This is a genomic window from Leisingera sp. ABM4_103, assembly GCF_056158685.1.
Window position 1 is genome coordinate 70,033 of the sequence record NZ_JBSWTU010000006.1, and the last position, 17,305, is coordinate 87,337.

16 protein-coding genes and 1 pseudogene are annotated in these 17,305 nt (G+C 57.4%); 12 read left to right on the forward strand and 5 right to left on the reverse strand.

From position 1 onward, the window contains the following. Positions 1–62: 62 nt before the first annotated feature. Positions 63–845 carry a TerC family protein gene (locus tag ACXAED_RS21120; protein ID WP_475053267.1) on the forward strand — a complete coding sequence of 261 codons (783 nt, stop codon included), beginning with the start codon at positions 63–65 and terminating at the stop codon, positions 843–845. Positions 846–993: 148 nt separating this feature from the next. Then, positions 994–1,114: pseudogene (locus tag ACXAED_RS21125) on the forward strand (integrase); the annotation flags it as partial. Between the two features lie 80 nt (positions 1,115–1,194). On the opposite strand, the gene ACXAED_RS21130 reads toward ACXAED_RS21125, so the two are convergent. The 5 genes from ACXAED_RS21130 to ACXAED_RS21150 form a co-directional block, all read right to left on the reverse strand. Then, positions 1,195–1,332: a hypothetical protein gene (locus ACXAED_RS21130; RefSeq protein WP_475053269.1), complete on the reverse strand. Its 138-nt coding sequence runs from the start codon at positions 1,330–1,332 to the stop codon at positions 1,195–1,197. Between the two features lie 85 nt (positions 1,333–1,417). Then, positions 1,418–1,852: a CBS domain-containing protein gene (locus ACXAED_RS21135; RefSeq protein WP_475053272.1), complete on the reverse strand. Its 435-nt coding sequence runs from the start codon at positions 1,850–1,852 to the stop codon at positions 1,418–1,420. Between the two features lie 64 nt (positions 1,853–1,916). Next, positions 1,917–2,279: a hypothetical protein gene (locus tag ACXAED_RS21140; RefSeq protein ID WP_475053273.1), complete on the reverse strand. Its 363-nt coding sequence runs from the start codon at positions 2,277–2,279 to the stop codon at positions 1,917–1,919. Between the two features lie 23 nt (positions 2,280–2,302). After that, a complete protein-coding gene (locus ACXAED_RS21145) occupies positions 2,303–2,551 on the reverse strand; it encodes an EF-hand domain-containing protein (protein ID WP_475053275.1) in 249 nt (82 codons plus the stop codon). Positions 2,552–3,215: 664 nt separating this feature from the next. Continuing rightward, a complete protein-coding gene (locus ACXAED_RS21150) occupies positions 3,216–4,637 on the reverse strand; it encodes a trypsin-like peptidase domain-containing protein (protein ID WP_475053277.1) in 1,422 nt (473 codons plus the stop codon). Positions 4,638–6,312: 1,675 nt separating this feature from the next. On the opposite strand from ACXAED_RS21150, the gene ACXAED_RS21155 reads away from it, so the two are divergent. The 10 genes from ACXAED_RS21155 (at position 6,313) to ACXAED_RS21200 (ending at position 17,245) form a co-directional block, all read left to right on the forward strand. Continuing rightward, positions 6,313–7,593 (forward strand): hemolysin family protein, encoded by a 1,281-nt coding sequence (locus tag ACXAED_RS21155; RefSeq protein ID WP_475053278.1) that lies wholly within the window; start codon positions 6,313–6,315, stop codon positions 7,591–7,593. A gap of 88 nt (positions 7,594–7,681) precedes the next feature. Next, positions 7,682–7,918 (forward strand): exopolysaccharide biosynthesis protein, encoded by a 237-nt coding sequence (locus ACXAED_RS21160; protein WP_475053279.1) that lies wholly within the window; start codon positions 7,682–7,684, stop codon positions 7,916–7,918. A gap of 383 nt (positions 7,919–8,301) precedes the next feature. After that, complete coding sequence (locus tag ACXAED_RS21165; RefSeq protein WP_475053281.1) at positions 8,302–8,547, forward strand: hypothetical protein; 246 nt, start codon at positions 8,302–8,304, stop codon at positions 8,545–8,547. A 40-nt stretch (positions 8,548–8,587) separates the two neighbouring features. Beyond that, positions 8,588–8,761, forward strand: coding sequence for a hypothetical protein (locus tag ACXAED_RS21170; RefSeq protein WP_475053282.1), 174 nt, complete (start codon positions 8,588–8,590; stop codon positions 8,759–8,761). Between the two features lie 111 nt (positions 8,762–8,872). After that, the gene (locus ACXAED_RS21175) at positions 8,873–9,859 is read left to right on the forward strand and encodes a calcium/sodium antiporter (protein ID WP_475053284.1); all 987 of its coding nucleotides are present in this window, start codon (positions 8,873–8,875) and stop codon (positions 9,857–9,859) included. Between the two features lie 411 nt (positions 9,860–10,270). Further along, positions 10,271–10,651 (forward strand): hypothetical protein, encoded by a 381-nt coding sequence (locus ACXAED_RS21180; protein ID WP_475053286.1) that lies wholly within the window; start codon positions 10,271–10,273, stop codon positions 10,649–10,651. Between the two features lie 426 nt (positions 10,652–11,077). Further along, positions 11,078–11,260, forward strand: coding sequence for a hypothetical protein (locus ACXAED_RS21185; protein WP_475053289.1), 183 nt, complete (start codon positions 11,078–11,080; stop codon positions 11,258–11,260). A 162-nt stretch (positions 11,261–11,422) separates the two neighbouring features. Next, positions 11,423–13,771, forward strand: a complete 2,349-nt coding sequence (locus tag ACXAED_RS21190; protein ID WP_475053290.1) for a type IV secretion system DNA-binding domain-containing protein — start codon at positions 11,423–11,425, stop codon at positions 13,769–13,771. A 1-nt stretch (position 13,772) separates the two neighbouring features. After that, positions 13,773–16,757, forward strand: a complete 2,985-nt coding sequence (gene mobF / locus ACXAED_RS21195) for a MobF family relaxase (protein ID WP_475053293.1) — start codon at positions 13,773–13,775, stop codon at positions 16,755–16,757. Further along, positions 16,754–17,245, forward strand: coding sequence for a hypothetical protein (locus ACXAED_RS21200; RefSeq protein ID WP_475053296.1), 492 nt, complete (start codon positions 16,754–16,756; stop codon positions 17,243–17,245). Before mobF ends, ACXAED_RS21200 begins: the two co-directional genes overlap by 4 nt. Positions 17,246–17,305 lie beyond the last annotated feature (60 nt).

A 17,305-nucleotide genomic window follows, 5' to 3' on the forward strand; every position in this document is an offset into this window, starting at 1 on the left:
CTATGTGTGTTTTCAGAAACCTAAACTAAGATGAGACCATCTACCAATTACCGGAGGAAGCAATGCTTGTCGATCTGATCACTTCGCCGGAGGTCTGGGCCGCATTCATGGCGCTTGTCACGCTGGAAATCGTTCTGGGGATCGACAATCTCATCTTCATTTCGATCATCACAAACAAATTGCCGGAAAACCAGCAACCGATGGCAAGGCGCATCGGGATTGGCTTGGCGCTTGGTCTCAGGCTTGTTCTGCTAGCGACAATATCCTGGGTCGTGGGTCTGACGGATGCCGTGTTTGACCTCGGGTTGCAGGGTCCGCCTGGCGTGCATGGCGAGCCAACGTTTGAGACTGCGTTTTCCTGGCGCGACTTGATTCTGATTGCCGGAGGACTTTTCCTGGTCTGGAAAGCAACCACCGAAATTCAGCATAAGGTTCAACCTGAGCCCGCCCCAACCGTCTTTGCGGCCAAACGTGCAACGGCAGGATTTGCTGCGGTTATTGTTCAGATCATTGCGCTCGATGTTGTCTTTTCGATCGACAGCATTCTGACGGCCGTCGGCATGACCTCTCATCTTCCGATCATGTTCGCGGCAGTGATCATAGCCGTTGGAGTCATGTTCCTTGCTGCAGAACCGGTCTCTCGATTTGTCTGCGACAATCCGACAGTCATCATGCTGGCTTTGGCGTTCCTGTTGATGATCGGTATGGTTCTGATCGCCGACGGTTTCGGGCGACATGTACCCAAGGGCTATATCTATGCAGCCATGGCATTTGCAGCCTTTGTCGAAGGGTTGAACATGCTGGCCCGGCGCAGGAGCGACCGAAGCACTCCCAGGACTGAATAACTTGCACAATTGTTTTCAGCCTGCGTTTTGCGAAGCCTCGTCTGCACCCCCGCCCAGCCCAAGTGATTTCGCGGCTTTGAACAAAAACCGCGCCCGCTGCGGCCGGTCGAAGCTCACCGACCAGCATCGAAGTATCAGCGAGCCTGTTAAAACCGGCAATCTGCGCCGTACAGCTGCTGCTCGGTCACACCAAGATCGACAGCACCGTGCGCTACCTCGGTGTCGAGTTGGAAAATGCGCTCTCCATCGAGGAGGGTATCGATATCTAAATGCAAAAGCGGGCGGCTGTTGCCGCCCGCCAAACCGGTACGATACCGGTGACACACTTAGGGTTCGCGCCCGTGTCGAGCTACTTGAACTTCTTGCCGCCGATCTCCACGCCGGGTTTATTCGCGGGTGTTCCCGCCGTTGCAGTCACTTTTGCCTTGTTCTGTTTCGGCTTCTTGGCTTCTTTGTTGCCGCGTCTGCCGTGTTTCTCTTTGGTCATGGTCGTTCCTTTCGGTGTTACTTGGGTTCTCTCCGGGATGAATGGCCCGTTCATTCCGGTCTTTTTTGTCGGTGGGCCTGATGCGTCAGACGGACCCGCTGACAAATTCGCGCATCTGAGACATCTCACCCTCGGCCAGTGACAGACGATGGCGGGTTACGTCGATAATGCTAACCAGAGCGATGGGGACGCCGTTGTCTGTGATCGGAATGTGCCGCACATTGTTCTGGGTCATGAGCTGTTCCAGGCGCTGGACGTTCTCTTTCACGTCGCAGCTGATGACGTCCTTGGTCATCACATCCAGCACAAGAAGGCTAGCCGGCACCGTTTTCTTGTCATCAAGGTACTTGACGATATCGCTGCTTGACAGAATGCCGTCGGTCAACTTTCCGTCACCTGTCACGAGAAGGGCGGACGTATCGTCGGCGGCCAGCATGGTGATGGCATCCGCAACCGTCGCGCCTGGCGGAATGGACCGCAGCCTTACCTGCGGTTGCTTCAAAAGTTGCTTGATCGTCATAGCGGTACCTATCGAGGTATGAGGGATGAAGGGAGCAGGGCAGCAACCGCTCTGCCATGTTGTGTCAGAGGAACCTGTGGGCCGTCCAATGATCATAAACTTCGACCAATGCGCACAGCACGAAGATCGAACCGATCAAGCGTACGCTCCACACGGTCACAGCGCTTTCGGCGATACGGATCACCTCTGGTGCCAGAATCATCAAAATACCCAGGATCAATCCCGCCATGGCCTGAAACAGGCGCACTTTCGGAAGGCGTAAACACGCCACCCAGAGCGCCGCCAAGCCGCTCAGCATCATGAGACCAGTTTCAACTACCCTCGCGTTCATGAGCGACGCTTGTCCGCCAAAGAGCAGGAAAGGTGAGACGATCAGCCAGAGGCCAAGAGAAGCGTAAATCCAACGAAACTCGATATGCGTCTGCATCTCACGATCTCCACAGAAAGACGCTACAGATCCGTTTCGGTGTCAGGGATCATCTCGGTCTCAACCGCAATCAGCATTTCCTCACCGTCCACAAAACCGTCAGCGTTTGTGTCGATTTCCAGAAACAGATCTTCGGCGAGTTCGGGGAAGACCGCTTGAAGTTCAGCGAGGGATGCTTTTCCGTCCCCGTCTGTATCGATCTCTACGCTCATGGCATGAGCCGAGAAGGCTACAAAGGTCGCGAGAAGAGCACCAATGGCTACTCTACTCATCTTTCTCTCCATCAGAGAAATGGCAGTCCACGCTGGTCTGCCTGAACCAGAAATGCTCCCGAGAAAGCTCGAATTCAAGATGGGCGCCTGAAAAAATATTTTTCACTATATACATACAGTTAACTGCACAGCTGCCAGAATTTTCCGACCCCTGGGCGGAAGGCGAAAATGGATGTCGCTGGCAGTTTTCTGAGGAGATTGGCGTCGGTTACTGCACACACAATAAACCTGGCTTTGGCAATGCCATTTAGCCGAGCCTTTCCGCTGTTGTGGAAGGGTTGGGAACCAGCTTCCCTACCAATTACAAGGCCTATGCGGCCAGTCGCATTTTGGATGGTTCACGTAGAGAGCTTGCTGGGCGAGGCGTGAGCGGCGTGTTCGCCATCAGCATACTTGACGTCATACGCTACCGCCTTCTGACGGCTGAAAAAGAGGCGTCAGGCCTTCGCAGCTATGCATCGGGGTTGCAGTAAGCCGCGCTGTTCAAACCGACCTATTTCCGCAAAGCCGTGAGAACTCCGCAAATGTCTCCGCTTTCCGGTAAGGATACCTACCGTGGCACTGTTTGGGCGATCCAAGCCTGCCCAGATACAGCTTCCTTAATACCAAGCGCTTGAAAAAACAGAAGTTTGGGCCGCTCTACTGCGGCCCTGGGATCGTCTTATCAAGTTTCTGGAAACGCGGGCAACATCACAAACATCGCGGATCCGTTCCGCCAGATCCGAGCAAGAGCGGCGTCCTTTTCTTTCGTTGCCAGGTTATCGGTTGCAGCGGTCAGAGACGCTAAGTCAGACACCGGCATCCCGTCCAAATGGGTTATTACGTCCCCTGCGGTAAGGGGGAAGGGAGCTTCCGCTCTGGCAATCCAGACCAGAAGCCACCCGTTCTCGTCGGGCGGAATAGCAAGTTCGTTACGGACGTCATTGTTTAGCGGTTCAGCTGCAATGCCGAGGCCGAAAAGACTGAATTCCGTTTCGCTGGAGGTGTCCGGTCTTGCCGGGCTGCCTGGTGCCTCGGTGATCGCTACACTGAGATCAAGCGCCGTCCCATTCCGCCATAGGGAGAGCAGTACGGCGCCGCCTTCCGGCAAATGGGACACAAGCTCCAGCAATTCCTTTCCTGCTTTAAGAGGCGTATCATTAACCGCCAGCACAATGTCTCCAAGCTGCAGGCCGGCCACCTCCGCAGGCGATCCCCGCTCAATTCTGGTTACGACTTCGCCTGCCAGTCCCGCAGCGTCCAAAGCTGATGCGATTTCAGGCGTAAGAGGCTGCGTTTGCGCGCCGATGAAGCCGCGCGGCACGCGGCCATGTTCCAGAAGTTGCTCGACAACATTGGCTGCCAAATCGGCCGGCACGGCAAAACCCATACCGGTGCAGCCTTCGCACCAGGACAGCATGGCGGTATTCATACCAACCACCAGGCCGCCGGAATCAACTAGCGGTCCGCCGGAATCGCCACTGACTACCGAGGCGTCGATCTGAATGAACCGGTCGTACGGGCTGGTCAATAGATCCCTGTCCAGTCCGGCAATAATCCCTTCCGTTGCCGACAGGCCCAGTCCAAACGGATTACCTAGTACGACAATTTTGTGCCCAGGTTTCAACGTTCGGGGGTCGCCCCAACTGGCCGCCGGCAGGTCTTGCCCGGCATCTATTTTTATGAGCGCAACATCGGTATGTTCGTCTTGGCCGATGACGCTGCCGCCAAATGTACGTCCATCTTGCAGGATTACCGAAACGGCTTCAGCACCAGCAATCACATGCGTGTTAGTAACAATCAGTCCAGCCGGATCGATGATAAACCCGCTTGCCGTTGAGCTGGTTATTCCAAGTGAAGACTGCGGTTGATCTTCCTGGTCCCGGCCGGCAAAGCTGCTCTTTCCGCCTAGATGTGTGCCAACCGCCTTGATCATGACCGTTGCGGGCATCACCTCCTCTACAATGACGGCAAAGGAACCGTTCTCGTCCAGCTTGGAGGCGGTCCCCCGGGACTGAGCCAGCACAGACAAAGGGGAAAGCAAAAGGCAGGCAGTTGTGGTTAGAAAAACAGCCTTGCGGAAGGCTGGCAGGGTATCGTGTGTCATGAAACAACCACGCGAGACAGTTGAAACACTGCGGCGTGAAGGTATTCCGTCTGTCCAGTGATCCGAATGCGCATGCCGCGTTCTCGCCCGCTGAAGCGCATGTTGGACAGAGCTCAAATGGGGCAAGACTTCGAGAAAGAAAAGAGCTTAAAAAAGAAAAACCTGTTTTAGGAATGTGAGGATGCTGACGCTCGTTGGAAGCATCGCTCTGGCAGGTAGTCATGCAGCAGGAAACTGCTTTGACTTGAGGTTATCTGACATACAATCATTTTGATAGTCTGGGCGCCTTAAACATCTGCAAACCAATGGCAATGCTGCTGCAAGGACCCATACCCGATCCGGATTTACCCGGATCAACGCGTGGAAGGACGACCAGAACTAAAACGAGTCGAATTCTTTTAGCTCGCAAACTTGAGACCGAGAGAATTTGCCGCCCAATTGAAGGAGTGACCTGCTGCCTAGAACATGGAGGCTAAACAAGTCGCCCGAATATTCAGAAGGGTCGGCAAGTTGGGCATCGTGCCCTCTCTGGCGGCGGGGCCGAACGGATCTTCGAGCGCCGCAATGGTGACACCCGCGGCAAAGCGGATGAACAGGATGCACCCATAGCGACTACTTCGGCAGGAGAGTGTTCCTAGCGGACAGCACCAGCCATCCGGGCTAGCGCTGACCGGTCAGCGAACACTCGGCGAACGTAACAAATATCCGAACCCGGCTCCTGGTCAGCTGTCCCAGGCATAGGGACGTGAGAAAAAAACTTCTCTCTGGATATTGCCCGACCGCAGAGGCGGTCCTTGTCGGAGATCGTTCCAGATCGGAACCCGAGCAGTGGTCAATTGCGAGGCAATGATCATGGCTCCAAGGAAGGGCGGATTGGCTTTCTTTGCGGCTCTGGAACTCAGCGACCGTTGCTGCCGCGAAAGCCCCATGGAATAGGCATCTGGCGATGTCGACGGATTAGGCAAGATCGCGCCCATGACTGGCAGTCGAAGTGCCCCAATAGATCGAAGCACCATTTACACGCCACTGGATCAGAGCGAGATTGTAGCTACGGAGCGACTTATCGTTCCGTATATGGAGTGAACAGCGATGGCTGATCCCAAATCAAAACCGAAGCCGAAGCCAATGGCGGGCTCCAAGCCCGGCCAAAAAGACAGTCAGGTGACAGCTGGCAGCATCAAGCACTAGCGCAAGACGAATATCGAACACGAGAATGGCATGTCTTACGACGACTTGGACGCCGCTGCGAAAAGCGAGCTGTTGCCCCCGAAGCAGCTGACGCGAACAAGCCAAGCAATTCTCTGTTTAACTGCCGGATAACGCGTATTCTGCAGTCCGGTTGACCAGAAACAGTAAACGACGCGACGGCGCGGTTCAATGAAGCGCGCCGTCTGAATTCTTAAATCTGGTTTTGCTTGTCCCGGCTGGCTCTCGTTCGACGCAGTGCGAATTTATTCCACCACTTGATTATCGGCGAACACGACCTGATTTTCTCGTACCCGCTGCATGCTATCCTGGGCCGCCGCTTAGCTTCGGCATCTTATACTTTTCGACAGTCGGCCGTCACGCTCCTGGCCATTCGGGGCTATTGAGGGTCGATCTTGAAGATATCTGGCTGGCGGTTTTGTTTCTGCTGGCTGCGTTGCTCGCAGCCCGGTCGGATTGGGAACTCCTGATGTTGATTGAACTTGCCATCGTGTTGTCCCTGATCGTGCTGAACGGCATGCTCGCGATGTCAGAACTTGCAGTGGTCTCGTCCCGACCAGCGCGGCTGCGCACGCGTGCCGAGCGCGGCGATGGCGGTGCCCGTGCGGCGCTATCGCTGGCCGAAGAACCGGGACGTTTTCTTTCAACTGTTCAGATCGGCATCACCACGGTTGGCGTTCTGTCGGGCGCCTTTTCGGGGGCCACGCTGGGGGTGCGCCTCGCCGGTATGCTGCCGGACCTCGGCGTACCAATACGCTTTGCCGACGCGATTGGCGTGGGAACCGTTGTCGTGGTGATCACTTACCTGTCCCTGATCGTGGGTGAACTCGTTCCGAAACAGATCGCGCTTGCCAATCCCGAGGCGGTGGCATCGCGCATTGCCCCTGCCTTGCGGCTCCTGTCACGCGTGGCACTGCCGCTCGTCTGGCTGCTCGACCGGTCCGGAAAATCAGTCCTCTCTTTGCTAGGCCAGACCGGGCGCCGCGAAACGGGTGTGAGCGACGAAGAAATCCACTTGCTTATCGCCGAAGCCGAGGGGGCTGGTGTCATCGAAAAGGCGGAGACAGTTATGATCGCGGGTGTGATGCGCATCGCAGATCGTACTGCGCGGGGTCTGATGACACCACGTCATGAAGTCAAGGTAGCCGAAGCATCAGAGGGTCGGGACCTGATCCTTGCGCGCTTTCTTGAGTCGGGCCGGTCGCGCCTCCCGCTTCGCGATGGCGGGCCGGACGACATCGTTGGCATTCTTCACAGCCGGGACATGCTGCAAACACCCGGGCCAAACTTCAATTCTCGGGCATTGGTGCGGCTAGCCCCAATCGTCCAGGACACCCTGCGCGCGACCGAAGTCATCGAACGGCTCAAGTCGGCACCGGCTCATATGCTGCTGGTGTTTGACGAGTATGGTCACTTCGAAGGGATCATCACGCCAATGGACATTCTCGGCGCTATTGCTGGTGGTTTTGACGAAACCGAGACCGACGAACCAAAAGTGGTTGAGCGTGAGGACGGATCGCTTCTAGTTGCAGGTTGGATGCCAGTCGATGAATTCGCCGCGCGAATTGGGATCGAACTGGATGACGATCTGGACATTGCGACTGTCGCCGGGCTCGTGGTAAACCAGATGGCCGAGTTGCCGCAAGTTGGACAGAGCATTCGGTTGGGCAGCTGGAGCCTAGAGGTTGTCGACATGGACGGTCGCCGCGTTGACAAACTCCTTGTCCAAAAGACAGCCACGACGACGTAAGGCTCTGTGCCTCCTGTTGGGCTTCGGGTGTCATCCAATTTTCTGCTTCTGTTTGTGTTTCTGGAAAAGATCGGTACGTATCCTCGCTTTGTTCCTGTTGCTTTCAATCCCCTTTGCCAACGGCATGTCCACCCTGTCGATTGTCATGCTTGCCCTCGGTCTGAGTGAGCGGGACGGTTACTGGTTCGCCGCCAGCGTCACCCTGACGCTCTTTTCAACGGCTTTCGTCACCGGCATCGTCCTTCTGGGCGGTTTTGCTGTCATCGAAGTATTCTCAAGATGCGGGGCTGGCGTATGGCCGTCATTGGCAAATGAAACCCTTTGAAGCGAGATCACGAGCAACAACGCCGACAGGGGACTGGGAGATTGGTTCGAGGTGTGCAGACACGGTTGCCAGCTTCTTCCAAAATGGTTGAGACGCACCCTGGATTTCAAAACCAAATGACGTAGGGCGTTCGGGTGCGGTCCGAGAATTTCCTGACCGGAAACTGTGCGAAGCCCATGGGCGGCTTGACGCGCATGCAAGCGAGAACAGAAGAGCGGAAGCGCCGAATTCTGCAGTAAAATATTTAAAAACAAATGCTTGAGTTGGAAAATAAAATTTATCGGTCTGGTTATGTCAGGACTTGAAAGCCAGGATGTGCGTGCTGATTTCAGTTGTGCCTGGGAGGATCATCTCCCTGGGTCTTTTGATAGGAGAAATCAAACATGCGTCGTGCAGCAATTGGTGCCATTCTGGTGGCAATGTTCGCGGCTCCGGCATTTGCAATCACGGTTGCGGATGTCGATTCCGATGGTGACAGCCTCGTTTCGTTTGCCGAAATGACGGTGAAATATCCCGACCTGACTGAAGTTGCGTTTGGCGAGATCGACACGAGCGATGACAGTCTCGTCGATGAAACCGAACTTGCCGCGGCTCTTGAGGCCGGGATGATCGAGGAGCCGGCTGAGTAACCTGCTCAGCCCCTCCTTAAAAGTCCGGAAGGCCTAAAAAATGGCGATAAACACGCACGCGCCCAAACAGACCAACTGGTGGGTCTGGGGTGGAGCCGCAGTGGCCACGATACTGGTGATTGCAGCCATCGGCTATGGGTTTGACTGGATCGGCATGGGCGAGGTCGAGACGGCACCTCCTGTTGCCGAACAGGCAGCACCTGCAACTGATTGATACTCAGTTCATACAAAATTGATTTCCGGCGACGTCCTGTCGCCGGAAATTAAATTGAGATAGACCGTCCGGGGTATTGAGGACGCGCTATAATTCGGAAGGGCTTTCTGCATGTTCGATATCTGGCTTCCGCTCCTTGGCGGCCTCGTACTGCTTGTCGTGGGCGGCGACCTGCTTGTGCGCGGGGCTGTTCAGGTGGCCTCAAAGCTAGGTGTCTCACCCCTGGTGATCGGGTTGACGCTTGTGGGGTTCGGGACGTCGACACCGGAACTCGTGACATCCGTTCAGGCGGCGCTGAACGACGCCCCCGGTATCGCTTATGGTAACATCGTCGGGTCCAACATCGCCAACATCCTGCTGATCGTTGGTGCCTCGGCCATCCTTTTTCCAATCGTGGTGACTTCCGCAGCGTTGAAGCGCGATGGCATGGTCATGATAGCGGTCGTCGTCGCCTTTGCATCCCTCGCAGCCATCATGCCAATGGAGCGTTGGCTCGGTGCGGTCTTCGTTGCAGCGCTTGCTGTCTACATCTATATCGCGTTTCGTCAGGAACGCCAGGCCCGGGTGGCCGCAGATCACGGCGCGGTCTATGACAAGAGCCAAGCTCTTCAAACCGCGGACCCAGGCACCGCACCCATGGCAGAAGCAACTGGTTCGATCCTCGTTCCGTTGCTCAGCACGATAGGAGGTCTGATCCTCGTCGTTCTGGGTGGTACCTTCCTCGTGGACGGCGCAGTCACGCTCGCACAATCCTTCGGCATCTCAGAAACGGTCATCGGTCTGACAGTCGTTGCCGTGGGAACGTCGCTGCCGGAGTTCGTCACCTCAGTTTTGGCGGCGATCAGGCGGCAGGGCGACGTCGCCTTTGGCAATATCGTGGGCTCGAACATCTACAACATTCTGGGCATCGGCGGCTTTACCGCAATGATGGCGCCAGGGACAGTCCCGGCGGAAATCGTGAACCTCGACAACCTAGTGATGATCGGAGTTTCGGTTCTGCTAGTCGGGTTTGCATGGACTGGTTTGCGTATCGCCCGATGGGAAGGGGCGACCCTTCTGGCGGGTTATGTTGCTTACGTCTACTTGATCTGGCCGTGATGGCTAGAGGTCGCGATCAAACCTTACGAATGACGGTTTCGGTGACGTTCTCTGCGTCGCCATTGCTGTCTCACCGGGCGAGCGAAAGCATTCTGCGTCAGCAATAGCGGCAATTGCTCGAGGCGGCTTTGTCCGGCTCTTTTCCAGTTCGTGCTGGATGCAGCGAAGGTCGCAATCCCTTTTGATACGATCCTGCCCCTGCCGGAATCCACCCCAACCAAATGGAGCCGGACCTAAGTTGAACAAGGACAACGACCAACGCGGACTCCGCTTCGCTCGAATAACAACACCGCATCAATATCCGCCATTGACACGAATTTGATATTCGTGTCACACATCGAATACGGGATGCCATGGCTTCTCGTCAAACAATCATCTTGCTAGGAAGTCGTCGCCAACAGGGGACGACACATGCCGATAGAACGTTACAAATCCTTGGTCACGATCGCTGGCGTTTGCAGCTGGAAGAAAGCGGGACAGGTTTTTCAAGTTCGGTATGACCTGGTAAAACCAGGGGTGAACAGCGGTGCTCCGGCGTACAATTGTATCTACATTGTGGACGGCCAGGAGCACGTTCTGGTCCCGTCCAATGCCAGACCGAGCGGCTTTGTTGAGGAACGCCAGATCAACCTCTGGCCCGGTATCCTCAAAAAGCATCACTTGGAATACGGTGACGGTTCAATGCTGGTCTTCAACCCGGAGGATCAAACCATCTCTACCTGGATGGTCGGCCCTGACGGCAAGGCTGAACTCAGTACAACCGGCGAAAACAGAACAGAGGCGGAAAGCTAGCCACGGCGCGGCGCGGCCGCGGATTCCTGCAACTGACGCTGAAAATAAGCACCAAATTGGTGCCGCAACCTCCCCGCCGGAAAAGTCTGCGCGGCGCATGGGCGTGTGCATGTCCAGGCATGCGCCGAGTTTCCCAGGTATCACGAACATTCTGAATTTCGCCTGCAACGGGCAAGATCCCGCGGTGCCGGACCCGCGGGTGTTTTTCGCGCATCTGAGACAATGAAAGGAACAAGGGATTCGCCCCTGCGCAAAGCTGGGAACCGGCGCTGGCCAAAGGCGTGGAGACCGCTGTCGGCCGGTAATACTGCATCAGCCAGCCGCACGCATAGCAGGGCGAATTCAGGTCAGGCAGGCAGACTTTTTTAGCGCAATCGGGCTTTTTGAAAACGACGAAACACTCAAAAGAACAAAAAGGAAGACGGCATGAACACCATCTGCCAATGGTTCTACCTGGCTGGATATGGCGGATGGATCATGCCTCGCTGCCTGCGCAGGCTGACTGCGCGTTCTGAGTTTCATCGGGCGTGGGTGGCCGGCAGTCTTGGTTTCTTCGAGGAAGACGGCGTGAGGTTCAGTCCAGCCAGCCCCTACTATCCGCCCAGCTGACCACAGCGATTTTCTCAGTGAATGAAAATAGCGCGACCCAGGAGACATCCGGGCCGCGGCACCCCGGCTATTGCCGTTTGGAAACAACAACTAGCGAAGTGCCGCGGGTGTCCCGAGCTGTTGTCGGACTGCTCGCGTTGCAAAAGGAACGAGGGATTCGTCATGCGCAACAAAGGACATACCCAGCTTGTCAGAGGCGGCCAGACGACACAACACTGGACCCGCATGGCAACTCAGGTGTTCAAGTACAGCACCTCGGTAGCTGCTGCAGCGTTCACCATCACGTTTCTGGTCCTGGTCGCTCAGAACTACGAAATGGATAAGGTGCGCCTCACCGGCATCTACTGGATCGCGGAATTCAACGTTGAACAGCGGGGCACCGAACTCCGCGAACTCAACTATGTGGATCTCGGCGGCAGGCGCGTGAAGCGTACTGCTGGACAGATCTATGCAGACCGCGGCATGCGCGCGACCTACAACCTCTACACTGCCAATGCCTGGCGCTACCTCTATTTCTCCCTGCTGCCCGCCGCCGCGGCGTTCGCCTTCACCTTCGCGGTCTTCGCCATGGTCGGCCGGTCGCTGAAAGAGGAAGAACATATCCGGGGTGCACGCCTGGTCACAGCCAAGGAACTGAAAGCCTGGTCCAAGCGGAAGTGGCGCGAATACGAGAAGCGCTTTGGAAAGGGCACCAAGAAAGGCCCCCGCTACACGCTGGCCGGGATCGAGTTTCCGCCCAATGCCGTAGAGGCGCAGATCGGCATCACCGGCACCGTCGGCACCGGTAAGTCGAACCTCATGCACGAGCTGCTGAACACCATCCGGGCCGCTGACGGCAGGGCCATCATCTATGACAAGATGGGCGGCCTGCTGCGCGACCACTACGACCCGGAACAGGACATCATCCTCAACCCCTTCGATGAACGCTCCGTGGGCTGGTCGCCTTTCAATGAGGTGGCTTCACTGGAAGGCTTCGCGCAGATCGCGGAGGTGATGATCCCGGATCAGCAAGGCTCCATGGACAGTTTCTGGACCCAATCCGCCCGGCTGGTCTTCCAGTACACCGCCCGCGAGCTCGCAAAGGCCGGAAAGACCACCAACGCAGATCTGCGCAAGGCTATCATGAACATCCCTTCCGAGGAGCTGGGCAAGCTGGTGGCCTCGACACCGGGTGCTCATTTCTTCGGGGAGCATGTTGCGAAAACCTCCGGCTCGATCCGCGCCAACATGATCACTGAGCTGCGGTTCCTGGAATACCTGCGCGATGATGCCGAACCCTTCTCGATCCGCGATTGGGTTGTGAATGACCGGCCCGGCTTCGTGTTCCTGACCGGGGACGCGGAAAAGTCGGCCGCGACGCGCAACATCATCTCGACTGTCTTTGAGGTGGCGGCCAACGCGCTTATGACAACCGAGGAAAGCCGCGACCCCAAGGTCTGGTTCTTCCTGGATGAGGTGCCGACCCTCAACAAGATGCCCTTCCTTCCCAAGAGCCTTGCGGAGATCCGTCAGTTCGGCGGAGCCTTCGTCGTCGCCTATCAGGTGTTTTCCCAGCTGGAAGACATCTACGGCGACAAGGCGGCAGAGACGATTTCCGGCGTTCTGAACAACCGGGTTGTGTTCAACACTCCGGATTACAACACCGCGCAGCGCTCCTCCCGCTCTCTTGGTGAGGAGGATGTGATCGAGCAGCAGGAAAACATCACCCTCGGCGCGCATGACACCCGCGACGGCGTGGGCATTGTCGGCCGCCGTACTCAGCGCGCCATCGTCACCCCGGCGGAAATCCAGTCATTGCCGCAGTTCGTGGCCTACTTTCGCCCGGCCTATGACGCCCCGACCGCCAGAGTGCGTTTTGAACCTGTGCCGACCACGGCCACTGCAGAGAAGTTCGTCCCATACAAGGGTAATGGCTTCGATGCGGGAGGAATGCAGGTTGCCGCCTTGAATGTGGAAATCGAGGAGGGCGAAACTGCTGAAGAGGGGTTCGCGGCCCTGAAACCCGAAGAACAGAAAGCTGAGTTTTTTCGGTTCTTGGACCGCGTGCGCCCCGAAGGCGCGGTGGGAATTGAGGAACCCGCCAAGATCTCGGAACGGGACTGGTACTGGCAGCATTTTGCCACAGCCCGGGTACGCGGCCACGATGTGAAAGAGATTGCTCCGCCAGACCCTTATGCAGGCTTCGCAGGCAACGGCACTGCCAAGGCCCGCGAAACTGCCGCACTCCCCTACCCCGGCACCGCGCCGGCACAGGCTGACCAGGAGACTGCAGCCGCCGCGCCAGCGAAAGAGGCTGCGCCAGAGGATCCGGCGCAAGTAACAGAAAAGCCTGCGGCCGAAACCGTCAGCCCTTCCCTGCCCCTCTCAGTGCGCGCTCATCCCGCCGTCGGCCGCGCCCAGCCGGACAGGAAAACACCCAACCGGCCGGAACACCCGCAGGAGCCTCCAGCCAAAAAATCCGCCGCCCGCGCCTTGCTTGCAGTGGAAACCACCATCCGGGGAGTGAAGTGACATGATGTCGATCTCAAACGTCTCGGCCGGGGCGGCAGCCAGCGGCTATTACAAGGAAGAAGGCTACTACAAAGCGGGTACAGAGGAGGGCGAACGCGCGGCCACCTGGTTCGGCAAGGCCGCAGAGGAAAACGGCCTGACCGGCTATGCCGATGACAAGCAGTTTGCGCAGCTGCTCGATGGACAGGCTCCAGACGGAAAGCTGATGGGCCGCTTTGTGGAGGGCGAACGGCAGCACCGGCCCGGGCTCGACCTCACCTTTTCCGCGTCCAAGTCAGCTTCAGTGGCAGCCCTGGTGATCGGTGATACGCGCATCATAGACGCCCATGATGCCGCGGTGCGCGCGGCTATGGCTGTGGTGGAAGAGCGGTTCATTAAGACGCGCTTCCAGCAGGACGGGGAAATCGTCACAAAGAACGGGGAAGGCATCATTGCCGGAATTTACCGGCACGATACGTCCCGTGCGCTGGATCCGAATTTGCACAGCCATGCCGTCATTGCAAATATTGTGAAAAACGAAAACGGCGGATACTCCGCAATTCGGAATGAAGCTGTTTACAACAACAGGAAACTCATCACCGAGATTTACCGATCCGATTTCGAGAACCGGATGGCGGATCTTGGTATTGCCACGGAGCGGGGAAAATACGGAGAGGTGAATATATCCGGTATTTCCCCGGAAGTGACAGAAGCCTTTTCAAAGCGGCGCCAGGAAATATTGCAGGCACTTGAACAGAAAGGTGTCGAATATACAGCCGATAACGCCAGCAAGGCAGCACTCGCCACCCGAGCAGCCAAACACAAGGAAATCGACCGGGATGCGTTGCGGGTAACCTGGCGCGAAGACGCCCTTGCGGCCGGTCTTGGCCGGGATCAGCTGGACCTTGGCCGGGTGGGGCACGCCGCCCCGCAGCCGGTAGTGCCACTCGATCAGCAGCGCCCGATCGAACCCCTCGCGGAACCTGGCCAACCGTCCGGAGTGTTCGAAAAGGCAAAGGCCATGCTGTCCAGTGCCGCAGCCGTGGCACGCGTGGAGACTGACCCCAGGCAGGCCGTAAACCGCGCCGTTGAGCACATCAGCGAACGGGAATCCGCCTATAGCAGGGCAGATCTCACGGTGGCGGCAATGCACTTCGCTTACCGTTCAGACTTCAAGGCGGTAGACGCGGAAATCAACCGGCAGATCAAGGCTGGCCGGCTCTTCGAAAGCGGCGAGGATGGACAGATCCTGACAGACAAGGCGTCTGTGGAACTGGAACGCTCCATCCTGGCTTCCTGGCGCAAATCAGAGAAATCTGAGGGGTTGGAGCTGCAAGGCACTTCACGCAGGACTGGGGAAAGCACACTCACCAAAAAGCTGACTGAAACTAATTCTCTGACCGCCGGTCAGCGCGCTTCCATTGAAACCTCACTGACCGGTTCAGGCAGGTATGTCGGGATCCAGGGCTACGCAGGTTCAGGAAAAACCTTCATGATGGAGCGAATGGCTCACTACGCCGGACAAAGCGGTTACGAGGTCAAAGGCTTTGCTCCAAGCCACCAGGCCGTGCAGGAACTAGCCAGCGTCCTTGGCGGTGCGGAAACACTTGCCAAGGTCACTACCGCTGAGCGGCATCATCCTCAGGACGTGGACAACAGGAGAACCATCCTTGTGGTCGATGAAGCCTCAATGGTGTCCGCCCAGGACATGCGCAGCTTCATGGATTACGCGGAGCGCACTGGCGCACCGAGGGTCGTCTTCGTGGGCGACACGCAGCAGCTCGATGCGGTTGCCGCCGGTCAGCCATTCGCCCAAATGCAGAAAGCCGGGATGCGAACGGCGGTCATGGATGAGATCCGCCGCCAGCGCGACGATGATTTAAAGGCAGCGGTCTATCACTCCATCCGGGGCGAAATCACGGCAGCCTTCAACCGAATGGAAGACAACGTTCTGAAGGTCGATGATCCCCGGCAAGAGGCCGCAGAAAGGTTCCTTGCTCTCAACCCGGCGGAGCGGAAGGGAACCCGGATCCTCGCCCTCACCAACGCGGCCCGCGCGGAAATCAATGAGGCAGTGCGCGATGGTCTCCGGCAGGAAGGCGGCATCGCCTCCGATGAGGTCAAGGTGAACGGTCTGCTGAACCGCCAGCTCACCGAGGCAATGCTTGCCGACGCCCGCAGCTACGCCCCAGGAGATGTCGTCATGTCAGTGGCGACAAGCAAGGAATACGGCCTCAAGAAGAACGGTCTCTATGTGGTCCGGGAAGCCGATCACAAGGGCAATAAGCTGACCGTTGAGCATGAGGAAAGCGGTGCCCGGACCACCCTGCCCCTGGCTGCGAAGTTCAATCAGCGGGAGCTTGGAAAAGCACTCGTGGCCTATGAGCGCGAGGCCCGTGGCATGGCTGAAGGCGACCAGGTGCGGTTCCGGATCACGGACCCTGAAAGCGGCATCAGGAACGGTTTGAGGGCAGAGATCAAATCAACTAAGGGTGGAGTAATTGAGGCCGAGACGCAGGAAGGATCGCGCATCGCTATTCCCGCTGACAGCCTCGCCGCCCGTGGCCTGGAACACGACTACGCAGCCACCGCGCACGCGGTTCAGGGCGAGTCCGTTGACAGGGTAATTGTAGCGATGCGCTCCACCGAACGGCTGGCGACCCAGAAGAGTTTTTACGTTGAAATCAGCCGGGCACGGGATGAGGCGATGCTGCTGACCGAAGACCCGGATCGGCTGTCCAAGACCATCGAGAATGAAACCGGGATCCGCCAGACCGCGCTCGATGCCTGGCTGGACGGCCGCCTCGCTGGCGCCCGCGCCCGCCAACCGGAAGAGGAACAAACCCGAGAGGAACCACAGGAGAAGCCTGAGGTGTTGAAGGAAAAAGAGGCCAGGGAGAAGGAGCCGGACACCCCTGCCCTGCCCGGCCTCTTCGATGAGAAACTTAAAGAAGTTGAAAAGCAGGCTGAAATTGTCCTGCAGCGAGACAAGGACATTGAACGATGAGCGAGACACCCCAGAACGTCCGTATCGTGCTCGGCCCTGTGGCCCGGCAGCTTATCGACGGCGCAGGAGAGAACCGCCCCAAGGCATTGGACGATGCGATTTCTGCCCTTCTGGAAGGGCAGAAATGCGGGCAGACAGAAGCCCCTGAACAGGCCTCGCTGGACACACGTTTGGCGTCCCTGGAGGCTGCGATGGAGCGCCAGACCGAAGCGCTCCGGAACCTCTCCTATACCGCGTCACTGGAGCTGAAAATGACCCGCATCCTGATTGCCTCCCTGATGAGTGAGGGCAATGAGGATCAGCAAACTCTCCTTGCTTTGGCCTCCCAGGCCACCGAAGAGGTTCAATCAAAACTGCAGTTGCTTGGAGATTCCGAGATTGAGAAACTGCGGGAAAACGAGGCATCGGTTCAAACGGCGATCCTGCGCGATTTAGAGCGTGGCGGCATGGAAAACGAACCGACAGCAGAGGCGGAGATTGAGCGATGATGAGCTTCCTGAAGCGGGCCGAAACCGGCCAGTACCGCACTGCCATGCCGTGCCATTCGC